The sequence below is a fragment of the Acidobacteriota bacterium genome, from assembly GCA_022340665.1.
Taxonomy (GTDB): domain Bacteria; phylum Acidobacteriota; class Thermoanaerobaculia; order Thermoanaerobaculales; family Sulfomarinibacteraceae; genus Sulfomarinibacter.
Genome location: JAJDNM010000003.1, coordinates 1 through 19,819 on the forward strand (window position 1 = coordinate 1; position 19,819 = coordinate 19,819).

Here is a 19,819-nt window from a genome sequence, read left to right on the forward strand (position 1 = left end):
GATGGTTTTACCAACCCGGGGGGAGACCCATATCCGGCAAGCTGAAATCGCAGACGCCGGTCGGGAAGATTTGTTCGAGGAGTAATTGATCCACGGGCGAGGGTGTCCACACGCCGTAGTCGCCGTCGGCGATTGCCTGGGCAACCGGCTTCAAGTGGCACTTGAAGATGCTGCCCTTGAACGGTCCGCCGGCCACTATTCGCGAGGTCCCGAAAATCTGGAAACTGGCGGTGCAAGCACCGGGTGACCCGCCGTCGAGAATCCCGCCCCAGACGTCGTCGCCGGCCGCAATCTCGTTACCAAGTGTGTCGAAGCAGCGATCGGTCGCTCGCGGCGGTTTGTTGCCGGCTACCCCTAGTCCGGGATTTTCGATGATGTTGGTCATCCACTCGTCCATGACCTCGAGCGCCTCCGGTGTCTGGTCGAACTGTGCACCGCCGACCGCATCGGTGAACCAGATCAGTTGGTTGCCGGAGTCGCCCCGGAAATCGCGAATGCGCTGGCGAGATGCGAAGCTCTGGTGGGAGTTGTGCATGTTGAGCTCGGCCTCGAGGTAGTGACGCCAGTCGATGATCGGGATGTCGATGTCACCCCGGAAGACCAGCCCGTCGGAATATGCGGCCTGCATGGCCTCGAGGTCGCCCTCGTGCCGGGGTGCGGGCGTGGCGCTCACGCTGAAAACCTGGTTGCGGTAGCTCCACGGATCCCAGTTGTTGAAGTCGATCACTCCGGGTGGGAAGAACGGGGAGCCTTCCTGCACCATGTCGGGCTCGTTTTTCCATCCACCGATAACGGCGTTGAGCTTGAGGAACTCCTGGGGTGTGATGTTCCCTACGGCCACGGCGCCCAACCCGTACTGCACGCCGACGTTGTCCCAGTAGTTTTGGGCAAAGCCGTCGGCGCCGACGCCGAAGAAGTTCACCAGATCGGCGAAGTGGGTCCACTGGATCGCCGCCACCGCCGATTGTGGCTCGTACAGTTCCATCCCGGGAGCAGAGCCATAGTTCGGGTTGAGGGCGAGCGGTGATAACCCTCGCCACCCGATCACACACTCACTGGCACCGGCTGACTGGGTGTACGGGTTCAACACGGTGTCGCTGGCGTTGAGGCCTTCGACCAGCGACCGGTTCGACCACGTCTGCCACCGCGGGTTGGCCCCGTCCAACACATCCATGTAGAACTCGAGCAGCTCGCAGTCGCCGATGTGCACCGCCTGGGTGACCATGTCGGGATAGCTGTATTGTGGGATGGCTGCGTCGATCAGGCCGGGGTGATTCTGGCCGTAGATGTACTGTTGGATCCCGCCGCCGGAACCACCCACCGACACCGTATAGATGGGCTCGTCGTAGAGCTCGACGAATCGCTCCTTGACCATCAGAGCAGTCTCGCCGCCGAGCACCAGGTTGTAGTGGGTGCCGGTCTTGTTTCCCGTGGAGTACAGCACTGCGTACCCCTGCGACAGGCCGGTATCGTAGAGCATCCTGCTGCCGCTCGGGCTGCCCTGATAGTGGCCGATCGCCACCCCTCCCTGGAAGTGGTAGATCACCTTGCCGTTCCACGCCGAAGTGTCCAGATCCTCGGGACCCTCATCCTCCGGCGCGAGCATGGCGATGCTGTAGAGGAATCGGTTGATGGTTCCCCTCTCCCAGCGAACGATGTAGTCGACAGTCAGTCCGTCCATGGTCGTTGTTTGTGCAATGTCGGCCGGTTTCGGTCCTCCGGGCTCGTAGGGCTTGAAACTGCCATCGGTCGATTTGTAGAGGTAGATCACGAGGGTGTCGGCGCTGCAGTTCTTGCTGTAGCCGATGATCTCGTCCGTGGGCAGGCCGAACGGATCGGTCGCGAAGACGGGGAAACCCTCGCTCGGGTGGTCGACCAGAGGCTGGCCGAGGCCATAGTCCTGGACGCTGCACATGAAAGGGTGCTGATGAGGGCCTGAAAAAACAGGACCGGTGATCGGATAATTCGTGAGCGTCAGAACGGCAGGATCTGGCAGGCCCTTTCCGTTTCCGTGCTGTTCGACAACCACTGAGTTTTCGCCGATAACAAGCCCGTCGATGACGCCGCTGAGGATGTTCGTACCCGGAATCTGCGTGAATCGGTCTGCCTGATTGACACCGTTCACCCAGACCTCAACCTGGTGCATGGGCACGACCTTTGGCACCACGACGTGAAGACGGGCGTCGCCATCGGTTACCTGGTCCGGTGCGCTGGAAACGACCTCGGCAACAAACGGTGGTTTTTCCTTGGCGAACGCCGGGCTCGTAGCTACAAGGCCGCAGACGAGTACCGCCGTCAACGATGTGCTGACCATCCGTAGACCTGTCATCGATACGGTATTCAGGACTCTTCTCTTGATCATGTGTCCATACCTCCTTTTCGGGTTCACTCATTAGCTGTCCGTCTGAAGATTGCGACTCGGTCTATGTTTGCGACATTATGCCACAACCGCACGAGGCCTGTGCGTTCCGTCGACCTCGGGATGTGTCGCCTGGCGACGGTAGAGGTGTCACCTGATGTGTACGCCGACAGGCTCTCCTGTTGTCGCGAGCCAGGCTGTGCCCTGGCACTCATCTTGCTCAATTTTCGGTTGAACCGGAAATGAGATTCAGGGGTTCGTGGGGGGACGAAATGAACGGACCGGTCATTTGTGCCGCACTGCTTGGGGCGTTGGCCTTTCTTCCCACAACGACGGGATTCGCCCAACAACCGGCTGGCGTTCGTGCTACGGGCGTACACACACCAACATATGGCCGCCGGGCAGACGGTGCGTACCACGCGCCTCAGGCGCCGAAAAGTCTGGACCGCAGGACTGCCGAGACCGAGGTTTCCAACGAGTCACGACCGGAAGGCACCGTCAAGAAACCTGAGAGATCGAGTGTCGAGAGAGAAATCGTCGCAGACATCCAAGCCAATATCGATGAGGAAGCCCTCTTGCTGCCGGTCGTGCACCCTGCCTTCTGGGCCATACACCCCGGCGGGATCACCCGTTTCCTGATTTCATCGCCGTTGCCGATCGACCCGGAACAGAAACTGGGTTCTTCCGAGTGCCAGGAGATACCCACCATGCAACATTGACACGCCGCTGACCGCGCCTCGAGACGGATGGTCCGGCAGTTGCCTGCCGGGTCTTTGGGAGGACCTCGGCGAGATCGAAGATCCGGTCGATCAGACCACGGTGCTGGTAACACGTGGCCCGGACCAAGCCTTGATCTCAGGGCGTGCCCGTCACTAGAGGTTTGTCCGGGTCTGCCGCCCATTCCTGGAGCGAGGCCGTGTAGACGGCGACGTTGGTGAATCCGAGTCGGGTCATGATGAAGGCGTCGGAAGATGCGGAGATTCCACCGCCGCAGTAGGTGATGATGCGGGCGTTGCGGTCGCCCACGAACAGCGCGGCCAGCTCGTTGCGCGGCCGGTAGCGGCCGGTTTCGTCGAGCAGTGACATGGCAGGGGTATTCGAGGCGCCGGGAATGTGGCCGGGCCGGGCGTAGAGCGCCATCTCGCCCCGGAAGTGGGCCTCGGGCATGGCGTCGATCAGCCGGACGGAGTCATCGTCGATGGCTGCGAGCACGTCGTTCCTGTCGGCGATCAGCTCCGGCCGGAGGGAAACGGTGAGCCGCTTCGGCGCCCGGGTGGCCGGCTCGGTTGATTGCGGGCGACCCTCGGCGGTCCAGGCGCCCCACCCGCCGTCGAGCACCGCTGCCCGGTCGAACCCGATCCAGCGCAACATCCACCACACCCTCGCGGCGAAGCCCGAGCCCATTCTGTCGTAGAGCACCACTCGGGAATCGTCGCCGACCCCCAGCGCACCAATGGCGGCGGCGAACTCTCCCGGAGTCGGCACGGCGAATTTCAGGGGGCTGTCGCGGTCGGCGAGTTCGCCCATGAGATCGGCAAACCCGGCCGACGGTATGTGGCCGCCGTCGTAGGCTGCGCGGCCGTTCACCGGCCGGAAGCCACCGTTTTCCTTCGGCTCGATGCTCACAGTGCAGTCGAGCACGACCAGGTCCGGATCGTTGAGGTGGTCGCTCAGCCACTCGGTGGTCACGAGGGAGTCGATGGACAGATCGGTCTGGGGCGTTGTGCTCGCGCATGCGGTTGTGAGTATCAGTACAGAGATGAGGGCGAGGAGTCTTGGTGCTCGACGATGGTCTTTCATGATCCCTCCTGTTTGCCGAAGGAAACATTCGGCCGATCGAATGTTTCGCAGATTGCTCGATCTCAAGTACGTTACCACGCGCCCCCCGCACGTGGTCGGGCGCCACCTTGACGATCGAATCTTCGAGGCGCGTCAGCGTACCGTTCCCCGTTTCATTTCGACGGCGGGCGGCAGTCGATGACGGTTTCCTACGTTGCCTTCTTCTTGCCGGCACCAGGCAATCGCTCTGCATCGCGCAACGCCCGGCGGAGCAGGAACTCCACCTGGGCGTTGGTGCTGCGCAGATCGTCCGCGGCCCACTTTTTGAGAGCTTCCAGGACCTTGGGGTCCAGCCGGAGGAGAAAGGCTTCCCGCTTGCTCACGTGTAGAGCGTGCCGGTGTTGACGACCGGCTGGGTGTGGCGATCGCTGCACAGCACCACCAGCAGGTTGGAGACCATGGCCGCGCGGCGCTCGTCGTCGAGGTCGATGATGTTCTTCTTCGACAGGTCGTCGAGTGCCATCTCGACCATCCCGACCGCGCCCTCGACGATCTTTTTACGTGCAGCGACGACCGCCTGCGCCTGCTGCCGTTGGAGCATGGCGGCCGCAATCTCGGGCGAGTAGGCGAGGTGGCTGATGCGGGCCTCGATGACTTCGACGCCGGCCTTGTCGAGGCGCTCCTGAATGTCGGACTCGAGCTGTTTGCAGATATCATCGGTGCTGCCGCGAAGGGAGATCTCGTCGTCGCTGCTGTCGTAGGGGTGGCGGCTCGCCATGTTGCGCAGAGCAGCCTCGCTCTGCACAGCGACGAAGTCCTCGAAGTCGTCGACCTCGAACAGGGCCTCGGCGGTGTTGACCACCCGCCAGACAACCACTGCGGAGATGTCGATCGGATTACCGTCACGGTCGTTGACCTTCGACGGCCGTCCGGAGGTCCTTGTCTTGGCCTTGATCACCTTGCCCTGGGGACCCTTCTCCTCTGGCTGGTGGATCGATCCGGTCTCGAAGTTGCGGATGCGCAACGAGATCCTTTTCTTTGTGAAGAACGGGTTGACCCAGAAGAACCCGGATTCGAGCACCGAGCCCTTGTACTTGCCGAAGAGCAGAAGGACGCGTCCCTGGTTGGGCGGGACGGCCATGAAACCGAAGATGCTGATGACGCCGAAAATCGTGATCATGATCCCGCCGATCATGAGCAGAAGGTGCTGACTGCCTCCGTAACTGCCAAGGGCGACGGCCTTGGAGATGATGAGCCAGGGCCCGCCGACGAGCATGCCCAGGGTCACGATGAGGGGAATCCAGCCGCTAACGGGTGAGTAGGTCTTTTCTGCAACCATCGTCGACCTCCTTTTATCATTATGATATCACTATGAAATCACTACGCGCAAGCTGTTCGTGTATTCCAGTTGGGCTGGAGGATGGCAGCCACAGCAGTTTGTCATTCCGAGAGAGGCTACGCTGTGGCCGAGTCGACTTGTTCCGGCGTAGAGCGGAGCGCGAAGCAGAAGCAATCTGTGACGCCTGTGGGAATTCTGAGCCGTTGAGGCGCGATGCGTAAAGAGGAGCGGCGGCAGAAATCCGCGTGGTCCGGGGCGATTCCGGGCTAAGATCGTCGACAGATACAGAATCTCAGCAGGTGGATGAAAATGGATCTGACACAGGGCCAGCGACTCGGGCACTATCGGATCGACGGCATGATCGGCCGGGGTGGGATGGGGTTCGTCTATAGCGCGACCGATATGCGGCTCGAGCGCGAGGTCGCGATCAAGGTCCTGCCGGCGGAGGTGACGGCCGACCCGGAACGCCGGCAGCGATTCCGGCAGGAAGCGATGCTTGCCGCGGCATTCAATCATCCCAACATCGCCACGGTGTACGACGTCGGCGAGCAGGAAGGGGTGACGTTCATCGTCATGGAGCTGGTGCGCGGCGAATCGCTGCGTCGACTAGTCCGCGCCGAGCCGCTGGGCATCGCCCGCGCGATCGACATCGCGACCGGGGTCGCGGCCGGTCTGGCGAAAGCGCATCGCGAGGGCGTGCTGCACCGCGACCTGAAACCGGACAACGTGGTGCTGACGGACGAAGGCGTGCCAAAGGTGCTCGATTTCGGTTTGGGCAAGCTGATCGGCGCCGCCGACCCGCAGGATGGCGGGCCGCTGACCGACGCGCCCACGGCCACCGTCCAGACTTCGCCATATATCACCCGCGATGGCCAGGTCATCGGAACCCTGGCCTACATGTCGCCAGAGCAGGTGCACGGCCGACCGGTCGATGCGCGCTCGGACGTGTTCTCGTTTGGGGTGCTGCTGTACGAGATGCTTTCCGGCACACGGCCGTTCGAGGGCGAGTCGAAACTCGACACGGCGACGGCGATCCTGCGGGACGAACCGGCGCCGCTCGATGAGCTGCGCCGGGACGTGCCGTCCGGGCTGCAGGCGATCCTCGCTTGCTGCCTCGAGAAGGCGCCAGAGAAACGCTTCTCGTCAGGAGAGGAACTGCACCAGGCCTTGATCGCGCTGAAGCGAGAGATCGAGGCGCCGGCCGCCGGCTTCGGATCGCTGCTGAGGCGTCCGACGATCCTCGGCGCGCTCGTGCTGATCGTCGTGCTGTTTGGAGCCGGGGCGGCCTGGCTGATCCACCGCAGCTCGCGTGTGTCCTGGGCCCGCAAACAGGCGCTGCCCGAGATCGAGCGGCTGTACAACTCGGGAGACCGCGATGGCGCGATGCGACTGGCCTACGAGGCGTCGACCATCATCCCCGATGATCCGTACCTGGTGCAGTTCTTCAATAGCAGCGTGATCCCGGTCTGGATCGACAGCCAACCGCCCGGTGCAACTGTCTACGTGAAGGGCTACAACCACCCCGAGCGAGAGTGGATCCGCCTCGGTGAAACGCCGCTCGAGAATGTCGCGATCGCCGTGCCTTCCCGATTTCGGATCGAAAAAGAGGGCTACGCCACCTTCGAGGGTGCGCCGTTCGGCGTCCGCCTGACCTTTCGTCTTTTCCGGGAAGGCGAGATCCCGCCTGGGATGGTCCATGTGCCGGGCGGCACCGCCGCGTTCGGCGCCGTCGAGTCGGTCGCCCTCGACGGGTTCTGGATCGACAAATACGAGGTAACCAACCGCGAGTACAAGGCTTTCGTGGATGACGGCGGCTATCGCGACGACCGGTACTGGACTCCTGAGGTCGACCGCAGCGCCTTCGTCGACACGACCGGACGTCCCGGTCCAGCAGATTGGAATCTCGGCAGTTACCCCGAAGGTGAGGACGACCTGCCGGTCGGCGGGTTGAGCTGGTTCGAGGCGTCGGCCTACGCGGCGTGGGCCGGCAAGAGCCTTCCGACCGTCTTCCACTGGCGTCTCGCGGCACAGCAGAGCATCTTCAGCGAGATCCTGTTGTGGAGCAACTTCGACACGAAAGGTCCGGCCGCGGTTGGGAGCTATGCAGGGATCGGGCCCAACGGTACCTACGACATGGCCGGCAACGTTCGGGAGTGGTGCATCAACCGCATCGGGGACCAGCGCTACATCCTGGGAGGCGCGTGGTCGGATCCGGATTACCTGTATCGCGGCTCCGATGCGACCGACCCCTTCAACCGGCTGCTACTCAACGGCTTCCGCTGCATGAAAAGCACCGAGCCGCCGCCAGACGAAGCGCTGGCCGCGATCGAGTATCCGGTTTACGACCACCGCCGGGACACCGTCATCGATGACGAGACCTTCGCCATGGTGCGGCGGAGCTTCGATTATGACGACCGCGATCTCGACGCCAGGGTCGAGTCGACCGATAAGCGCCCAGAGCACTGGCGGGACGAAGTCGTGTCCGTGCGCGCGGCCTACGGCGACGAGCGGCTGCCCATCCACCTCTACCTGCCGAAGAACGTCGAGCCGCCCTATCAGGCGGTGGTTTACTTCCCGCCGTCGAGCGCTCGCTACCTCAGGGACGGTATGCGCCCCAGCTTTCCCTTCGCCGGTTTCATCCCCAGGAGTGGTCGCGCGCTGATCTACCCGATTTACAAAGGCACGTATGAACGGCGTGTCGAGGCGCACGGGCCCAACGACAACCGGGACTGGACGATCCAGATCGGCAAGGACCTCAGGCGGACGATCGATTTCCTCGAGACCCGCGCGGACATCGACAGCGACAAGCTGGCCTTCTACGGATTGAGCTGGGGCGCCTACAACGGTCCGTTGCTGACCGCGATCGAACCGCGGTTCGCCGCGAGCATACTGGTCGCGGGCGGACTGTACCGTATTCCTGAGGGCTGGCCACCGGCCGATGTGCCGCAGAACTTCGCGCCCCGATCGACCCTGCCGACCTTGATGATCAACGGAAGGAAGGACTTCAGAGCTCCGGTCGAGACCAACATTCAGCCGATGTTCGACATGCTGGGAACGCCCGCCGCGCACAAGAAATTGGTCCTGCTCGACGGTGGCCACGTCCCTGCCTCGCCCAACGAGGTGATCCGCGAGGTGCTGGACTGGCTCGACCTGTATCTCGGACCGGTCGAGGCGGGAACTGGATCCGCCGCGACCTCGGGGAACTGACGCCCAGCCAACCTTTGATGTTTCGTGACAGATCCGGTTGGGTGGCTGGAACGACCCATAACGATGTCAATGCGAGCAAGGGTGACCTCTTTTGGCGTCCTACCCTGAAACGACGAGCGTCCCGCAGGCCGGACAGCGGTGGGCCGCCCGGCTGCGGATCCATGGCGTCGAGGCGACGGTACCGATGATGAAACGGGCGAAGCCGAAGACGAATGGAATCAGGCGCTGTCCTCCTGCGAGCTCGGTGTCTGACCACATGATCCCGGAGAAGTAGCCGATGAAGCCGGGCTCGAGGGTGCCGCCGCAATCGGGGCAACGCATGTCATGCACGTCCGACATGGCCTGGATCCTCCTGACAGTTACTACGGTTCTGGCGGCCATCGTATTCGAGTCCGGTTACCTCTGATCACAACCTGCCGTCACCAACCTGGTGCTGGACAAGCGCTGCGTCACCTGACACCCTGTTCGAAACCCAGGAGAGACGGGAGATCAGTATGGAGGTCGAGAAGACGCTGCACGAGGTGGGCGAGGGGGTCTTCGCCTACACGCAGCTTCCGGGGTCGTGGGGCTGGAGCAACGCCGGACTGATCGTGGATGGTGACCAGAGCCTGCTGGTTGACACGCTGTTCGATCGCCGGATCACGGGCGAGATGCTGGCCGAAATGCGGCGTGCCGCGCCGGCGGCCCGGCGCATCGGCACGGTGGTCAACACTCACGGCAACGGCGACCATTGCTACGGCAACGGAGAGATCCCGGGCGCGGAGATTATCGGCAGTCGCGGGTGCGTCGAGGACCTCGCCTCGGCCCCGCCGAGGCGGAACGCGACGCTGATGCGGGCGGCCAGGGTTGTCGAGGCGCTCGGGGGTGTGGGCCGACTGGCCGGGCGGGTTTGCGATTCGCTGGGCCTGAAGACGGTGGCCTGGCTGGTGGAGGCCACTCCACTTGCGCTGCCGCTCTTCGGGACCTTCGAGTTCAGCGGCAACGACCTGGTGCTGCCCACCCGCACCTTTGTCGACCGCTTGAGCCTGACGGTGGGGGACCGGCGGGTGGAGCTGATGGAGCTCGGACCGGCCCACACCCTCGGAGATACGGTGGTGTACCTGCCGGACGAGCGCGTCCTCTTCACCGGAGACCTTCTTTTCAAGGATGCGCACCCGTTGATCTGGCAGGGTCCGGTCTCGAACTGGATCCGTGCCTGCCACACTTTGCTCGAGCTCGAGATCGAGACGGTGGTGCCGGGCCACGGGCCGCTCACCGACCTCTCGGGCATCCGCGAGACGCTCGGCTATCTCGAGTGGCTGACCGACGAGACTCGCAAGTGCTACGAAGCGGGGCTCACCGTGGAGGAGGCAGCGCGGGAGATCTCGCACGAGGCCTACCGGGCCTGGCTCGACGCCGAGCGCGTCTACGTCAACGTCCACTCACTGTATCGGGAGTTCGCCGGGGAATCCGAGCTGCCCGAGATCCTCGAGCTCTTTGCCGGCATGGCGCGCCTGATGAGGGAGGACGCGAGACTGGCGCCACATTCCGATTCGTCGCAGTGACGGGTACCTCTAGAACTTCAAAGTGAACACCGTCGTGCCGCGGTAAAAGCTCTGATCCATCGGGCCCGACGGGCCCTTGTAGCGGTCCGGCACGGCATCCCAGCCTTCGTAGACGCTGCCGGCGATGAAGATTCGCTGCTTCTCGGGCAGGATCTCGGGCTCTTTACCGAAGACGTCGTAAATCGAGCCGGGCGGTGTCTGGCCGACTGTGTCACCGAGGCTCACCAGCTCGTCGAGGCCGTCGCCGTCGACGTCTGCACGGATCCAGGTCACCTGAAGCGCGGCGGCATAGGTGCCGTCCGCGAGCATGGCCTTGATCTCTCTGTTGAAGGAGTCGATGATCTCGCGCGCCCCGGGTAGGTCGCGTCGGAGAGCGAAGTGCAGAGTCCTGCGGCCCAGTGGATGCGTGCCGATCTCGAGGTTGGCGGCCACCTCGTCCGGTTGGTTGGTCACCAGGTAGCGCACCACCAGCTGGTCCACCAGCATGTACTCCACCTCACCCGCCAGCAGCTTGTTGAGGCTGTCCTGGTCGTTGCGGGAGTTGATGAAATAGACGCCAACCGCGTTCTCGATCTCCTGGCCGTAGGCGTAGCGGCCCACCGCCGCAACCCTCCGGCCCGCGAGGTCGGACATCTTGGTGGCCGACACATCGCTTCCGCGGCGGCCGACGAGCACCAGCCGGTTCTCCATATAGGCGTCGGAGAAGAGGAGGTCCCGTGCCCGTTTTTCCGTGCGCCACATGGCGGGGCTGCCATCGAACCGGGCCTGGCGGATGCCGTTCTCCACATCCTTCCAGTCGACGATGGTGGTGGTGGCTTTGATGCCGGCCCGTTCGAGCGCCGTTTCCACGATCTCCACGGCGACCCGCTGGCGGTCGGCGCTGTCGGTGAAGGGCGGCCAGATGTCGGAGGCCAAGCGAAGCTCCCGGGGCTCCTCGGCCGCCACCAGGGCTGGGAGCAGGACCAGCGACAGCGCCATGGTGAGTCGCCTTCGTGGGAGAGACCTTGTTGATCCGGACGTACGCATGAATCGTTTCCTTTCGCGGCGCGGGCGCCGCGTCTTGTATCGCTGCTCTACATCAGACAACAATCTTCGAACGGATTGTATTACCGCGGCTGATCGATGACCAAGCGACACTTCCCTTACGGGCTGAGCCTCACTCGTGCGCTCCGACCGGCCTGCGATGCTCGACCGGACACTCGGTGGCGAGGAAATCCTGCATCGTGCCGACGAAGAACCCGGCAGAGTAAGAGATCTGCGTGTTGCCGTCGCTTCCTCCGTTGCGCTGGCTGTAATCGCCCCATATGTTACCCAACCGGGCGATCGGGGCGATGCCGTCAGCCGTTCGGCTGTAATAACCGCGCTGGATCAAACCGAGGTCAGCGGGTGGAGGGGTCGAGGTGTCGAGACGGCCGCTGGACGGGTACTCGAGGATCACGGCGTCGTGGTCTTCCCGAAGCGGTGGAGCCCCCTTCACGCCGTAATGAACGACAGCCCATCCCTGGAAGCCCGCGGGCACGATATGGCGCTCGGGGACCGTCGCCTCCATGCCGACCGCCTTCTGCACCCGGTACAGGCCTTCAGGGGCGATTGGTGACTGGAAAAAGAGGAAGACGGCGGCGCCGATCACCAGCGCGACGGCGACGATCACGGCAAGCAGGCGTCCGATGCTCGTCATGTTTCCCCAAGAAATATACGAAAGGCGGGTGGGGAAGATTAATGAAGTCAGATCCCTGTTTCGGGGTGTCCGCGTGGTGAGTCGACCTCGTCCCGCAACGTCTTGACCACCTTGTAGACCTCGATGTGAGGTTCGCCTTCCGCCTGGTAGGCCTCTGCGATGGTCGCTCGAAGCTCGGAATCGCGGTATGCGGTGAACGCCTCCGGAGAATCCCAGAGATACAGGCCGGCGATCTCTCCGGTTATCGTGTTTTGGAGATAGTATTTCTGCTGCAGCCCGGACAGCGCTTCGAATTCCGGTGCCCGTTCTTCGACGATCTTCATGATCTCATCAAACGGCAGCTTTGATTTGAAGCGAACAAGGAGCGTTACCGCTGGATTGCCCATCGTGATCCTCCGATCTATGGATCAGGAACCTGGATGAGGCACAGAAGATTCCGCGTGCATTGGTGCCTCGGGGTGCTCCGTTGGCGAGCCGACAACCGAGGAATAGCCGAAGCGATGCGGCTCACGTCTCACACACCCGGGCGAGTTCAATACGCTTCGAATCCGCGCCCAAACCGACGGAATACTTTTTGCTCGCAGGGGTTTAGATCTTTCGTTGAGATGAATTCAGACAATCGATGAAGCTGCGCCACCGCAGTCGGTGGCGCGCCGGGGGAGTGGACATGATCGGCAGCAGTCTTTCGCATTACCGGGTGACCTCCAAATTGGGTGAAGGTGGCATGGGCGAGGTGTGGCGCGCAGAAGACACCAAGCTCGGCCGCGACGTGGCGCTCAAGATGTTGCCGGAGGTGTTTGCTCAAGATCCGGAGCGGCTGGCTCGCTTCGAGCGTGAGGCACGGGTCCTGGCATCGCTTTCTCACCCGAACGTTGCCGGAATTCACGGTCTCGAAGAGGTCGACGGCAAACGCTTCCTGGTGATGGAGCTGGTGGAAGGGGAGACGCTAGCGGAACGCATCCAGCAGGGTGCGATGCCGGTCGAAGAGGTGGTGCGCATCGCCTCGAAGATCGCCGAGGCGGTGGAGTCGGCGCACGAAAAGGGCGTCATCCACCGGGATCTCAAACCGGCGAACGTGAACCTCACACCGGATGGCAACGTCAAGGTGTTGGACTTCGGTCTGGCGAAGGCGTTGGCTCCGGATCCGATCTCGGGCGATGGGTTTGATCAGGACCTGTCGCTGTCGCCGACGATGACCAAGGCGATGACGGGGATGGGTGTCCTGCTGGGCACGGCGGGGTATATGAGCCCCGAGCAGGCCCGTGGCAAGCCGGTGGACCGGCGGGCCGACATCTGGGCATTCGGCTGCATCCTGTACGAGATGCTGGCCGGCCAGCGCTTGTTCACCGGTGAAACGGCGACCGATGTGATCGGCGCAGTTGTGCACAAGGAGCCGGACCTCGACGAGCTGTCGTCCGATGTGCCGTTGCGAATCAGGCGCTTGCTCGAGCGTTGTCTTCAAAAGGACGTGAATCGTCGTCTGCAATCGATTGGCGAAGCGCGGATCGCGCTGCAGGAATGGCTGGAAAATCCTGAGGAAGAACCTGTCAAGACCGAGGGTGGACGCCCGGGATGGCTGCCGTGGGCGGCCGCCGTGGCTGCGGGTGTGATCGGGCTTGCGGTGGGAGGCATTTTCCTTGGCTCGAGTGATCCGGAACCCCCCGCTGTGCAACGTTTCGTCGTCGAACTCGGTGATGAGCCGCCATTTACTGGTCGTGGAGCCGCCGTGGTTCCCTCGCCTGACGGACGCTTTCTCGCGTACGCCACCGCGGTATCCGGAGGGGGCTCCCTCTACCTTCGCCCGCTCGAAAGGATGGAGAGTCTGCAGGTGGCGACCGGGCAATCGCGTGAGTGGCCGCATAATGCATTTTTCTCTCCCGACAGCGATTGGCTCGGTTTTTTCACCGTCGCCGAGCTCAAGAAGGTGCCGGTGACAGGTGGTTCCCCGATCACGCTGGCCGAGGTCGATATGCCGCGCGGCGGCAGTTGGAGCGCGGACGGGCGAATCGTCTTCGCACCAGAGTCTACCGGCGGGCTGTCGATCGTGCCGGCAGCGGGCGGTGACGTCACACCGTTGACGACTGCGGAAGATGACAGCAGCTACGAGAGCCATCGGTATCCGCAATGGCTGCCCGGTGACACCGCGGTGCTGTTCACGAATGTGACCGCCGGGGGTACGCGCATCGAGATGGTCGACGTCAAAAATGGCGAGCGCAGCGTGATCCACGAGGGGGGCTTCTACGGTCGCTACGTCCCAACCGGACACGTGCTCTTCGTCGACGGTGACGCGGTCTTCGCGATGCCCTTCGACGCTGATCGACTCGAACGGACCGGCTCGCCGATGCCGGTGCTCGAGGGGGTTGCCTCGTTCCCGGCTGGCGGCCAGGCGCAGTATCACGTCTCCGACAACGGATTTCTCGTCTACCGGCCCGGCTCGGACGAGCTCGATCCGTTCCCGATCGCCTGGGCGGACCATAGCGGACGTCTCGAAACCCTGTGGGACGAGGAGGGCATCTACGGTTCGCCCCGACTCTCTCCGGACGGGCGCCGGCTTGCGGTCTCGGTCCAGCGTGGCGACGACTGGGACGTCTGGGTCTACGACATCGAGCGAGATGTCGGGACGCGTCTCACATTCGCCAATGGTTATGATGCCGACCCGGTGTGGTCGCCCGACGGTCGTTACGTGGCGTTCGCTTCGGATCGCGAAGACGGTCAGGTCGCGATGTACCGAACACGCAGCGATGGGACCGGTGAGGCGGAACGTTTGATCGAGCCGGGCAAGCTCGAGTTTCCGGCCCCTTTGAGCTGGTCTCCCGACGGTTCCGTCATACTGCTGACCTCGCCTGGAGCGAACGGCACGGACGACCTCTATTTCCTCGCTCTGGATGGGGACGGTGAGCCGGAGCCGTACCTGGCGTCGCCCTTCGACGAGGGTGATAGCCACTACTCGCCGGATGGGCGGTGGATCGTCTACCGCTCGAACGAGAGCGGCACCCCCGAGATCTATGTTCGCTCGACCGAGGGGCCGGGCAAATGGCAGATCTCGGACGGCGGAGGCTGGCAGCCGATGTGGTCGGGTGACGGCGCAACTTTGTTCTACCGCAGCCGCGAGGGGCTGAACGCTGTCGAGGTCAGTGCCGACGGTGAAGAGTTCCTCGCCGGTCGCCCCGAGTTTCTCTTTGGCGACATATTCGGCGGTCCTTCCGGCGTGAGGTTGCCGGGCTACCTCTTTTTCGACTATGACGTCAGCGCGGACGGCGAACATTTCGTCGTTTTCCCGCGCCGCACGGAACAGGAGGCCGGCTCCGCGACCGTTCACGTCGTCAACGGCTGGTTCGAAGAGCTCCGCCGTCTGACGTCGGTCGGCGCCAAGTAGGTTTTCCGGCCTCGAACCGGCGCCGTGCGTCCTCATTGACCCCGGAGGGCCTTGGCGATGGCGGTGCGATCGATATGTGGCGTACATCTGGGCGTTGCAAAGATGTCTTGCATGCGTTGCGCGATTCAGGCACTCTGAGTGAGCATCATGCTCGAAATTGTGCTCACGCTGGCTGCTCTCGCCATCGCCCTGATTCTGCGCGCAGAACCGCTGCGCCGTCTGCGGCCGCTCACCCTGCCGCTGATCCTCGTCGCTCTCGCCGCCTTTGCACACTTCATCGCCAAGTCCCTCGGGGTGGATGATGATGTCACGCGCTGGACGTCCGTCGCTCTTGTTTTAGCAATCGCCTTTCTCGTCGCTCGCGGCATATTGATGGTGATCTTCGATTGGATGCTGGTCCACCGCGCCGGCGTCGAGCCGCCTCGTCTCATGCGCGAGGTCGTCGCGTTGATCGTCTACCTGGTGCTGGCCGCGATCATCCTGCGCAGCATGGGCGTCGAGGTGACCGGTTTGATCGCGACCTCGGCAGTCATGACGGTGGTTGTCGGTCTCGCTCTGCAGCAGACACTCGGGAACCTCCTCGCTGGCCTCGCCCTGGTCTGGGAGCAACGCCTGAAGATCGGCACCTGGGTCGAGATGGACGGCATTCTGGGCCAGATCCAGCAGACCGGGTGGCGATCGATGATTCTCCGCACGCGGCTGCGGGAGCGGTTGCTGATCCCGAATTCGGACGTTGCTGCGGCGAGGATCAGGATCCTCGGCTCCGGTGAACAGCCGGTGGCGGTGCCGGTGCGTCTCGGCGTCGCCTACGGCGTACCGCCCGACGCGGCCAAGGAGGTCTTCCGCCGAGTGGCTGGAGGTATTCCCGGCGTGCTGTCGGAGCCGGCACCACGAATTCTGACCGTCGAATTCGCCGACAGCGCCGTGGTCTACGAGTGTCGTCTGTGGACACTCATCCCGTGGAGCCGGGAGGATCTGACGGATTTGTTTCTGACCCGCGCTCACGCCGCCTTGAACAGGGCCGGCATGGAGATTCCCTTTCCCCAGCGCACCCTCCACCGGGGGACACGGCCCGAGCCCCGTGACACGGTGGAGAGGCGCCGCCGCGCCCTCGCCGCCTGTGAGCTGTTCAGCGAGCTCTCCGATGAGGCGCTCGACAATCTTGCGCAAAGGTCCAGACTGTATCGCTTCGCTCCCGGCGAACCCGCAGTTCAAACCGGTGAGACCTCGGCCGCACTGTTTGCGATCGCCTCGGGCTCGGCTGCCGTCTCCCATAACGGGCGCAAGATCGCCACCCTCGAGGTGGGCGACTTCTTCGGCGAGACCGCGTTCCTTTCCGGGGAGCCTCGCACCGCAACCGTTCGCGCTGCCGGAGGCCCGATCGAGGTGGTGGAGATTGACGAGCCTTGTCTGAAAGCTTTGCTCGAGGATCACCCGGGCCTCGCCGACCATCTGGCGGAGAGAATGGCTGCCCGTCGGCTGGAGGCCGAGCAGCTGCGCGACGAGACCGGCGCGCTGATGTCCGAGGCCGGGCTGGTGTCGCAGCTCCGAAAGCGTCTCCTGCGATTCATCGGGCGGTAGAGGTGTTGGGCGCAGGCGTCTTGTCCATACATTGTTCTCGACAGAAGGTGGTAGGGGCGCCAACTTTGGCGCCCGAGGCAATCGCGGTCAGACGTGCGTTCAGGTCACCGTTGCCTACGCCGGGGGGGCCCCGAGGCATCGGGGCACTTCGGCAATGAAGAACCTGTCATCTTCTGGCACACAAGAGACCGTCCAGGCATTTTCGCTGGAAGGTCCAATCGACATGACATCCATATCGCTGAGTCCACCTATCTTCTCGGCCTCGATTCGCCACACATGACAACGTGATACCCGATACCCAGATGTGTGCTGGAACCAATGAATCAGAGATTCAATCATAATTTGATATTAGGTATTGATAGCAGTAATGATTCATGAGATAACCAACGAGCAACATATGTGGGCACCAAGTAAACAGAGGGGAGCGAATATGACCCTGCGAAAGATCTTTTTGGTAGCCGTCATCATCGGCCTTGGCGCTGCTGTATACGCGTGGTCGCCGGTCTCAGTCGTGGACGACCCGCTGGTGCGCATGCCGGGCACGCAGCCGGGTCAGGTGGCGCTGGAAAACCCGACCCGCTGCCTGAACTGCCACGCCGGCTATGATCCCGCAGTCGAACCGGGCTTCAACTGGAAGGGCTCGATGATGGCCCAGTCGGCCCGCGACTTCCTCTTCTGGTCGTGCATGACCGTCGCCGCCCAGGATTCGATCTGGGCCGTGGGCACTCCCAACGCCACCGACATCTGTGAGCGCTGCCATTTCCCCAAGGGCTGGCTGGAGGGCCGATCCGACCCCACCAATGCCTCGCTGATGACGGGTGCCGACTACGACGGCGTGCAGTGCGACTTCTGCCACCGAATGTGGGACCCGTTCTTCGAGACCACCTATGCGGGCACCCGCGAGGGCAGTGACTGGCCTGGATACTGGGATGAAACCAACGCCAGCAGCACCCCTTCTCAGTCGGCCGCAGACGCGACCTACACCGAAGACATGGTGACGTCGCAGACCATCGAGAACTTCAGCGGGGCGCCGTTTTTCGTCAGCAACCATCCAAGCTCGACCTACACCGAGAGCGGGTCAGGGCAGTATTTCGTCAGCCCCGATGCCGCCAAGCGGGCCTCCTTCGCCGATGCCAACGCCCGCCACCAGATGTTCTACAGCCGTTTTCACAAGAGCAAGTACATGTGCGCGACCTGCCACGACGTATCGAATCCGATTCTGGCCAACTTGGGCGCGGACGAAACTCAAGCGTTGCCGAGCGAGCTGAACTCAGCGTTTTCGTACTTCCACGTCGAACGCACCTTTTCGGAGTTCATGCTCTCGGCCTACGGACGAGGCGGGGCGGCCACGAACGCCGAATTCCAAGCTCAGGGCGCACCCGACATCACCCACGCCGCCAAGTGCCAGGACTGCCACATGCGGGACGTCACGGGCGCCGGCGCCGACAAGCGCGACGCGGTCGTCCGGCCTGGCGAGAGCGTCGAGCACCCCGACAGCGGCCAACCGCTGCACGACCTGACCGGCGGCAATGCGTGGGTTTCCTGGGTGCTGGCCAGCTCGGTTCCGGGGGCGGCCAACTACGACAGCTTCAACGATCAAAAGCTCAACCAGGGACCCGCGGCGCTGACCCTCGATCTCAGCCAGGGCGAGGGGATCGACCCGGAGGCCCTGCTTGCCGGCGTCGATCGGGCCAAGCAGCAGCTGTTGTTGGCGGCGACGATCAAAAACCTGAACTACGATGCAGACACCGGTGGGCTTTCCTTTGATATCCAAAACAACACAGGCCACAAGCTGATCTCCGGCTTCCCCGAAGGGCGGCGGATGTTCGTGAACATCAAGGCCTATACCGGAGGCAGCCTGATCTACGAGGTGAATCCGTACGATGGCGACGACCCAGGTGAAGAGAATGGCGCTCACACCCTGAAAGGTCTTCCCCATGCTCAGAGCAGCCCACCACTTGAGCCGCGCGAGTCTTACATTGATGAACTTGTATACGAGATGCATCCGACGAGCAACGCAGACGTACTCGACGCCAACGGATTCGGGCTTACCGGTGAGACGGAGACCTTCCACTTCGCGTTGGCGACGGGTCGATACAAGGACAACCGCATCCCGCCCAAGGGCTTCAATATCGGTGTGGCAGCCGATCGTCTGTCGGTTCCGGTGTGGCACGGCGCGGAAGATCTGAACTACTTCTCGAACGCCGAGTACGCAGGCGGTTACGACGGCGTATCGCTCGCGGATATTATCCCGGCGCGGGCGGACTATGTCGAGGTCAACCTCTTCTACCAGACCACCAGCCGCGAGTACATCGAGTTCCTGCGGGACGAGATTAACGGCACGAGCAATTTGACTCTCCCAGACCCCGACGAAAACACCGTTGTCAACGAGGCCTACGTCATTCAGAGCGATCCTTTCTTCAACCAGCTCAGGGCGTGGGGTGACACCATCTGGGATCTCTGGACCCACAACATCAACGTGGACGGTGCGGCGCCGATCTTGATGGCACAGGCGACGCACGGAACGACGACCGGTTGTTCTATCAGCGCACCAATTCTGAACTCGGCTACGCCGGGACACACCGAGGTGGCCCTCGAGTGGTTGGCTGTAGGGGGTGCGACTGGCTACAAGGTCTACTACGACCAGGCCGGCAAGGCACAGCTCGTGGCCGACGTGGGCAACACGACAACCTACCTCGACAGCGGCCTCACAAACGGCGTTGAGTACTGCTACGAGGTCACCGCCTACGACGCCACCTGCGAGTCCGGCTACAGCAACATCCTCTGCGCCACCCCGAATAATCAGGGGCAAACAAACCCGCTGGTTGGCGTGGCCCAGATGGACACCGGGATTTACACCGGTAAGGGCAAGAACCAGACTTACGCCTCTGAAACGAACTTCAACGCCGGGGACACGGTGGTCGTCCGTGCGCGTGTTCTGGACGAAAACGGCGGC

General features: G+C 63.0%; 14 protein-coding genes. 6 read left to right on the top strand and 8 right to left on the bottom strand.

Annotated elements, in window-relative coordinates; translation table 11 throughout:
- Positions 1-7 precede the first annotated feature (7 nt).
- The gene (locus LJE93_00375) at positions 8-2,362 is read right to left on the bottom strand and encodes a DUF6351 family protein (GenBank protein ID MCG6947359.1); all 2,355 of its coding nucleotides are present in this window, start codon (positions 2,360-2,362) and stop codon (positions 8-10) included.
- A 269-nt stretch (positions 2,363-2,631) separates the two neighbouring features.
- On the opposite strand from LJE93_00375, the gene LJE93_00380 reads away from it, so the two are divergent.
- Positions 2,632-3,078, top strand: coding sequence for a hypothetical protein (locus tag LJE93_00380; protein ID MCG6947360.1), 447 nt, complete (start codon positions 2,632-2,634; stop codon positions 3,076-3,078).
- 136 nt (positions 3,079-3,214) lie between these two features.
- Here LJE93_00380 and LJE93_00385 read toward each other — a convergent pair whose 3' ends face one another.
- The 3 genes from LJE93_00385 to LJE93_00395 all read right to left on the bottom strand — a co-directional run bounded on the left by LJE93_00385 (position 3,215) and on the right by LJE93_00395 (position 5,477).
- Positions 3,215-4,159 carry a sulfurtransferase gene (locus LJE93_00385; GenBank protein ID MCG6947361.1) on the bottom strand — a complete coding sequence of 315 codons (945 nt, stop codon included), beginning with the start codon at positions 4,157-4,159 and terminating at the stop codon, positions 3,215-3,217.
- 188 nt (positions 4,160-4,347) lie between these two features.
- Complete coding sequence (locus LJE93_00390) at positions 4,348-4,572, bottom strand: hypothetical protein (GenBank protein ID MCG6947362.1); 225 nt, start codon at positions 4,570-4,572, stop codon at positions 4,348-4,350.
- Positions 4,518-5,477 carry an SPFH domain-containing protein gene (locus tag LJE93_00395; GenBank protein ID MCG6947363.1) on the bottom strand — a complete coding sequence of 320 codons (960 nt, stop codon included), beginning with the start codon at positions 5,475-5,477 and terminating at the stop codon, positions 4,518-4,520. The genes LJE93_00390 and LJE93_00395 overlap by 55 nt, the downstream gene beginning before the upstream one ends.
- A gap of 309 nt (positions 5,478-5,786) precedes the next feature.
- Between LJE93_00395 and LJE93_00400 the strand changes: the two genes are divergently transcribed.
- A complete protein-coding gene (locus tag LJE93_00400; protein MCG6947364.1) occupies positions 5,787-8,684 on the top strand; it encodes a protein kinase in 2,898 nt (965 codons plus the stop codon).
- Positions 8,685-8,783: 99 nt separating this feature from the next.
- On the opposite strand, the gene LJE93_00405 is transcribed toward LJE93_00400, so the two are convergent.
- Positions 8,784-9,023: a PF20097 family protein gene (locus LJE93_00405; protein MCG6947365.1), complete on the bottom strand. Its 240-nt coding sequence runs from the start codon at positions 9,021-9,023 to the stop codon at positions 8,784-8,786.
- A gap of 155 nt (positions 9,024-9,178) precedes the next feature.
- Here LJE93_00405 and LJE93_00410 point away from each other — a divergent pair, with 155 nt between their 5' ends.
- Entirely contained in the window at positions 9,179-10,228 is a 1,050-nt protein-coding gene (locus tag LJE93_00410) for an MBL fold metallo-hydrolase (protein MCG6947366.1), read from the top strand.
- Positions 10,229-10,237: 9 nt separating this feature from the next.
- On the opposite strand, the gene LJE93_00415 is transcribed toward LJE93_00410, so the two are convergent.
- From LJE93_00415 to LJE93_00425, 3 genes are all read right to left on the bottom strand, one after another.
- Positions 10,238-11,206, bottom strand: coding sequence for a transporter substrate-binding domain-containing protein (locus LJE93_00415; protein ID MCG6947367.1), 969 nt, complete (start codon positions 11,204-11,206; stop codon positions 10,238-10,240).
- A gap of 178 nt (positions 11,207-11,384) precedes the next feature.
- Positions 11,385-11,906, bottom strand: coding sequence for a hypothetical protein (locus LJE93_00420; GenBank protein MCG6947368.1), 522 nt, complete (start codon positions 11,904-11,906; stop codon positions 11,385-11,387).
- Between the two features lie 47 nt (positions 11,907-11,953).
- Entirely contained in the window at positions 11,954-12,292 is a 339-nt protein-coding gene (locus tag LJE93_00425; protein MCG6947369.1) for a YdhR family protein, read from the bottom strand.
- A 281-nt stretch (positions 12,293-12,573) separates the two neighbouring features.
- On the opposite strand from LJE93_00425, the gene LJE93_00430 reads away from it, so the two are divergent.
- The 3 genes from LJE93_00430 to LJE93_00440 all read left to right on the top strand — a co-directional run.
- Positions 12,574-15,282, top strand: coding sequence for a serine/threonine-protein kinase (locus LJE93_00430; protein ID MCG6947370.1), 2,709 nt, complete (start codon positions 12,574-12,576; stop codon positions 15,280-15,282).
- Between the two features lie 147 nt (positions 15,283-15,429).
- Complete coding sequence (locus LJE93_00435) at positions 15,430-16,863, top strand: mechanosensitive ion channel family protein (GenBank protein ID MCG6947371.1); 1,434 nt, start codon at positions 15,430-15,432, stop codon at positions 16,861-16,863.
- 430 nt (positions 16,864-17,293) lie between these two features.
- Positions 17,294-19,819 (top strand): hypothetical protein (locus LJE93_00440; protein MCG6947372.1); only part of this gene is annotated, 2,526 nt, incomplete at its 3' end.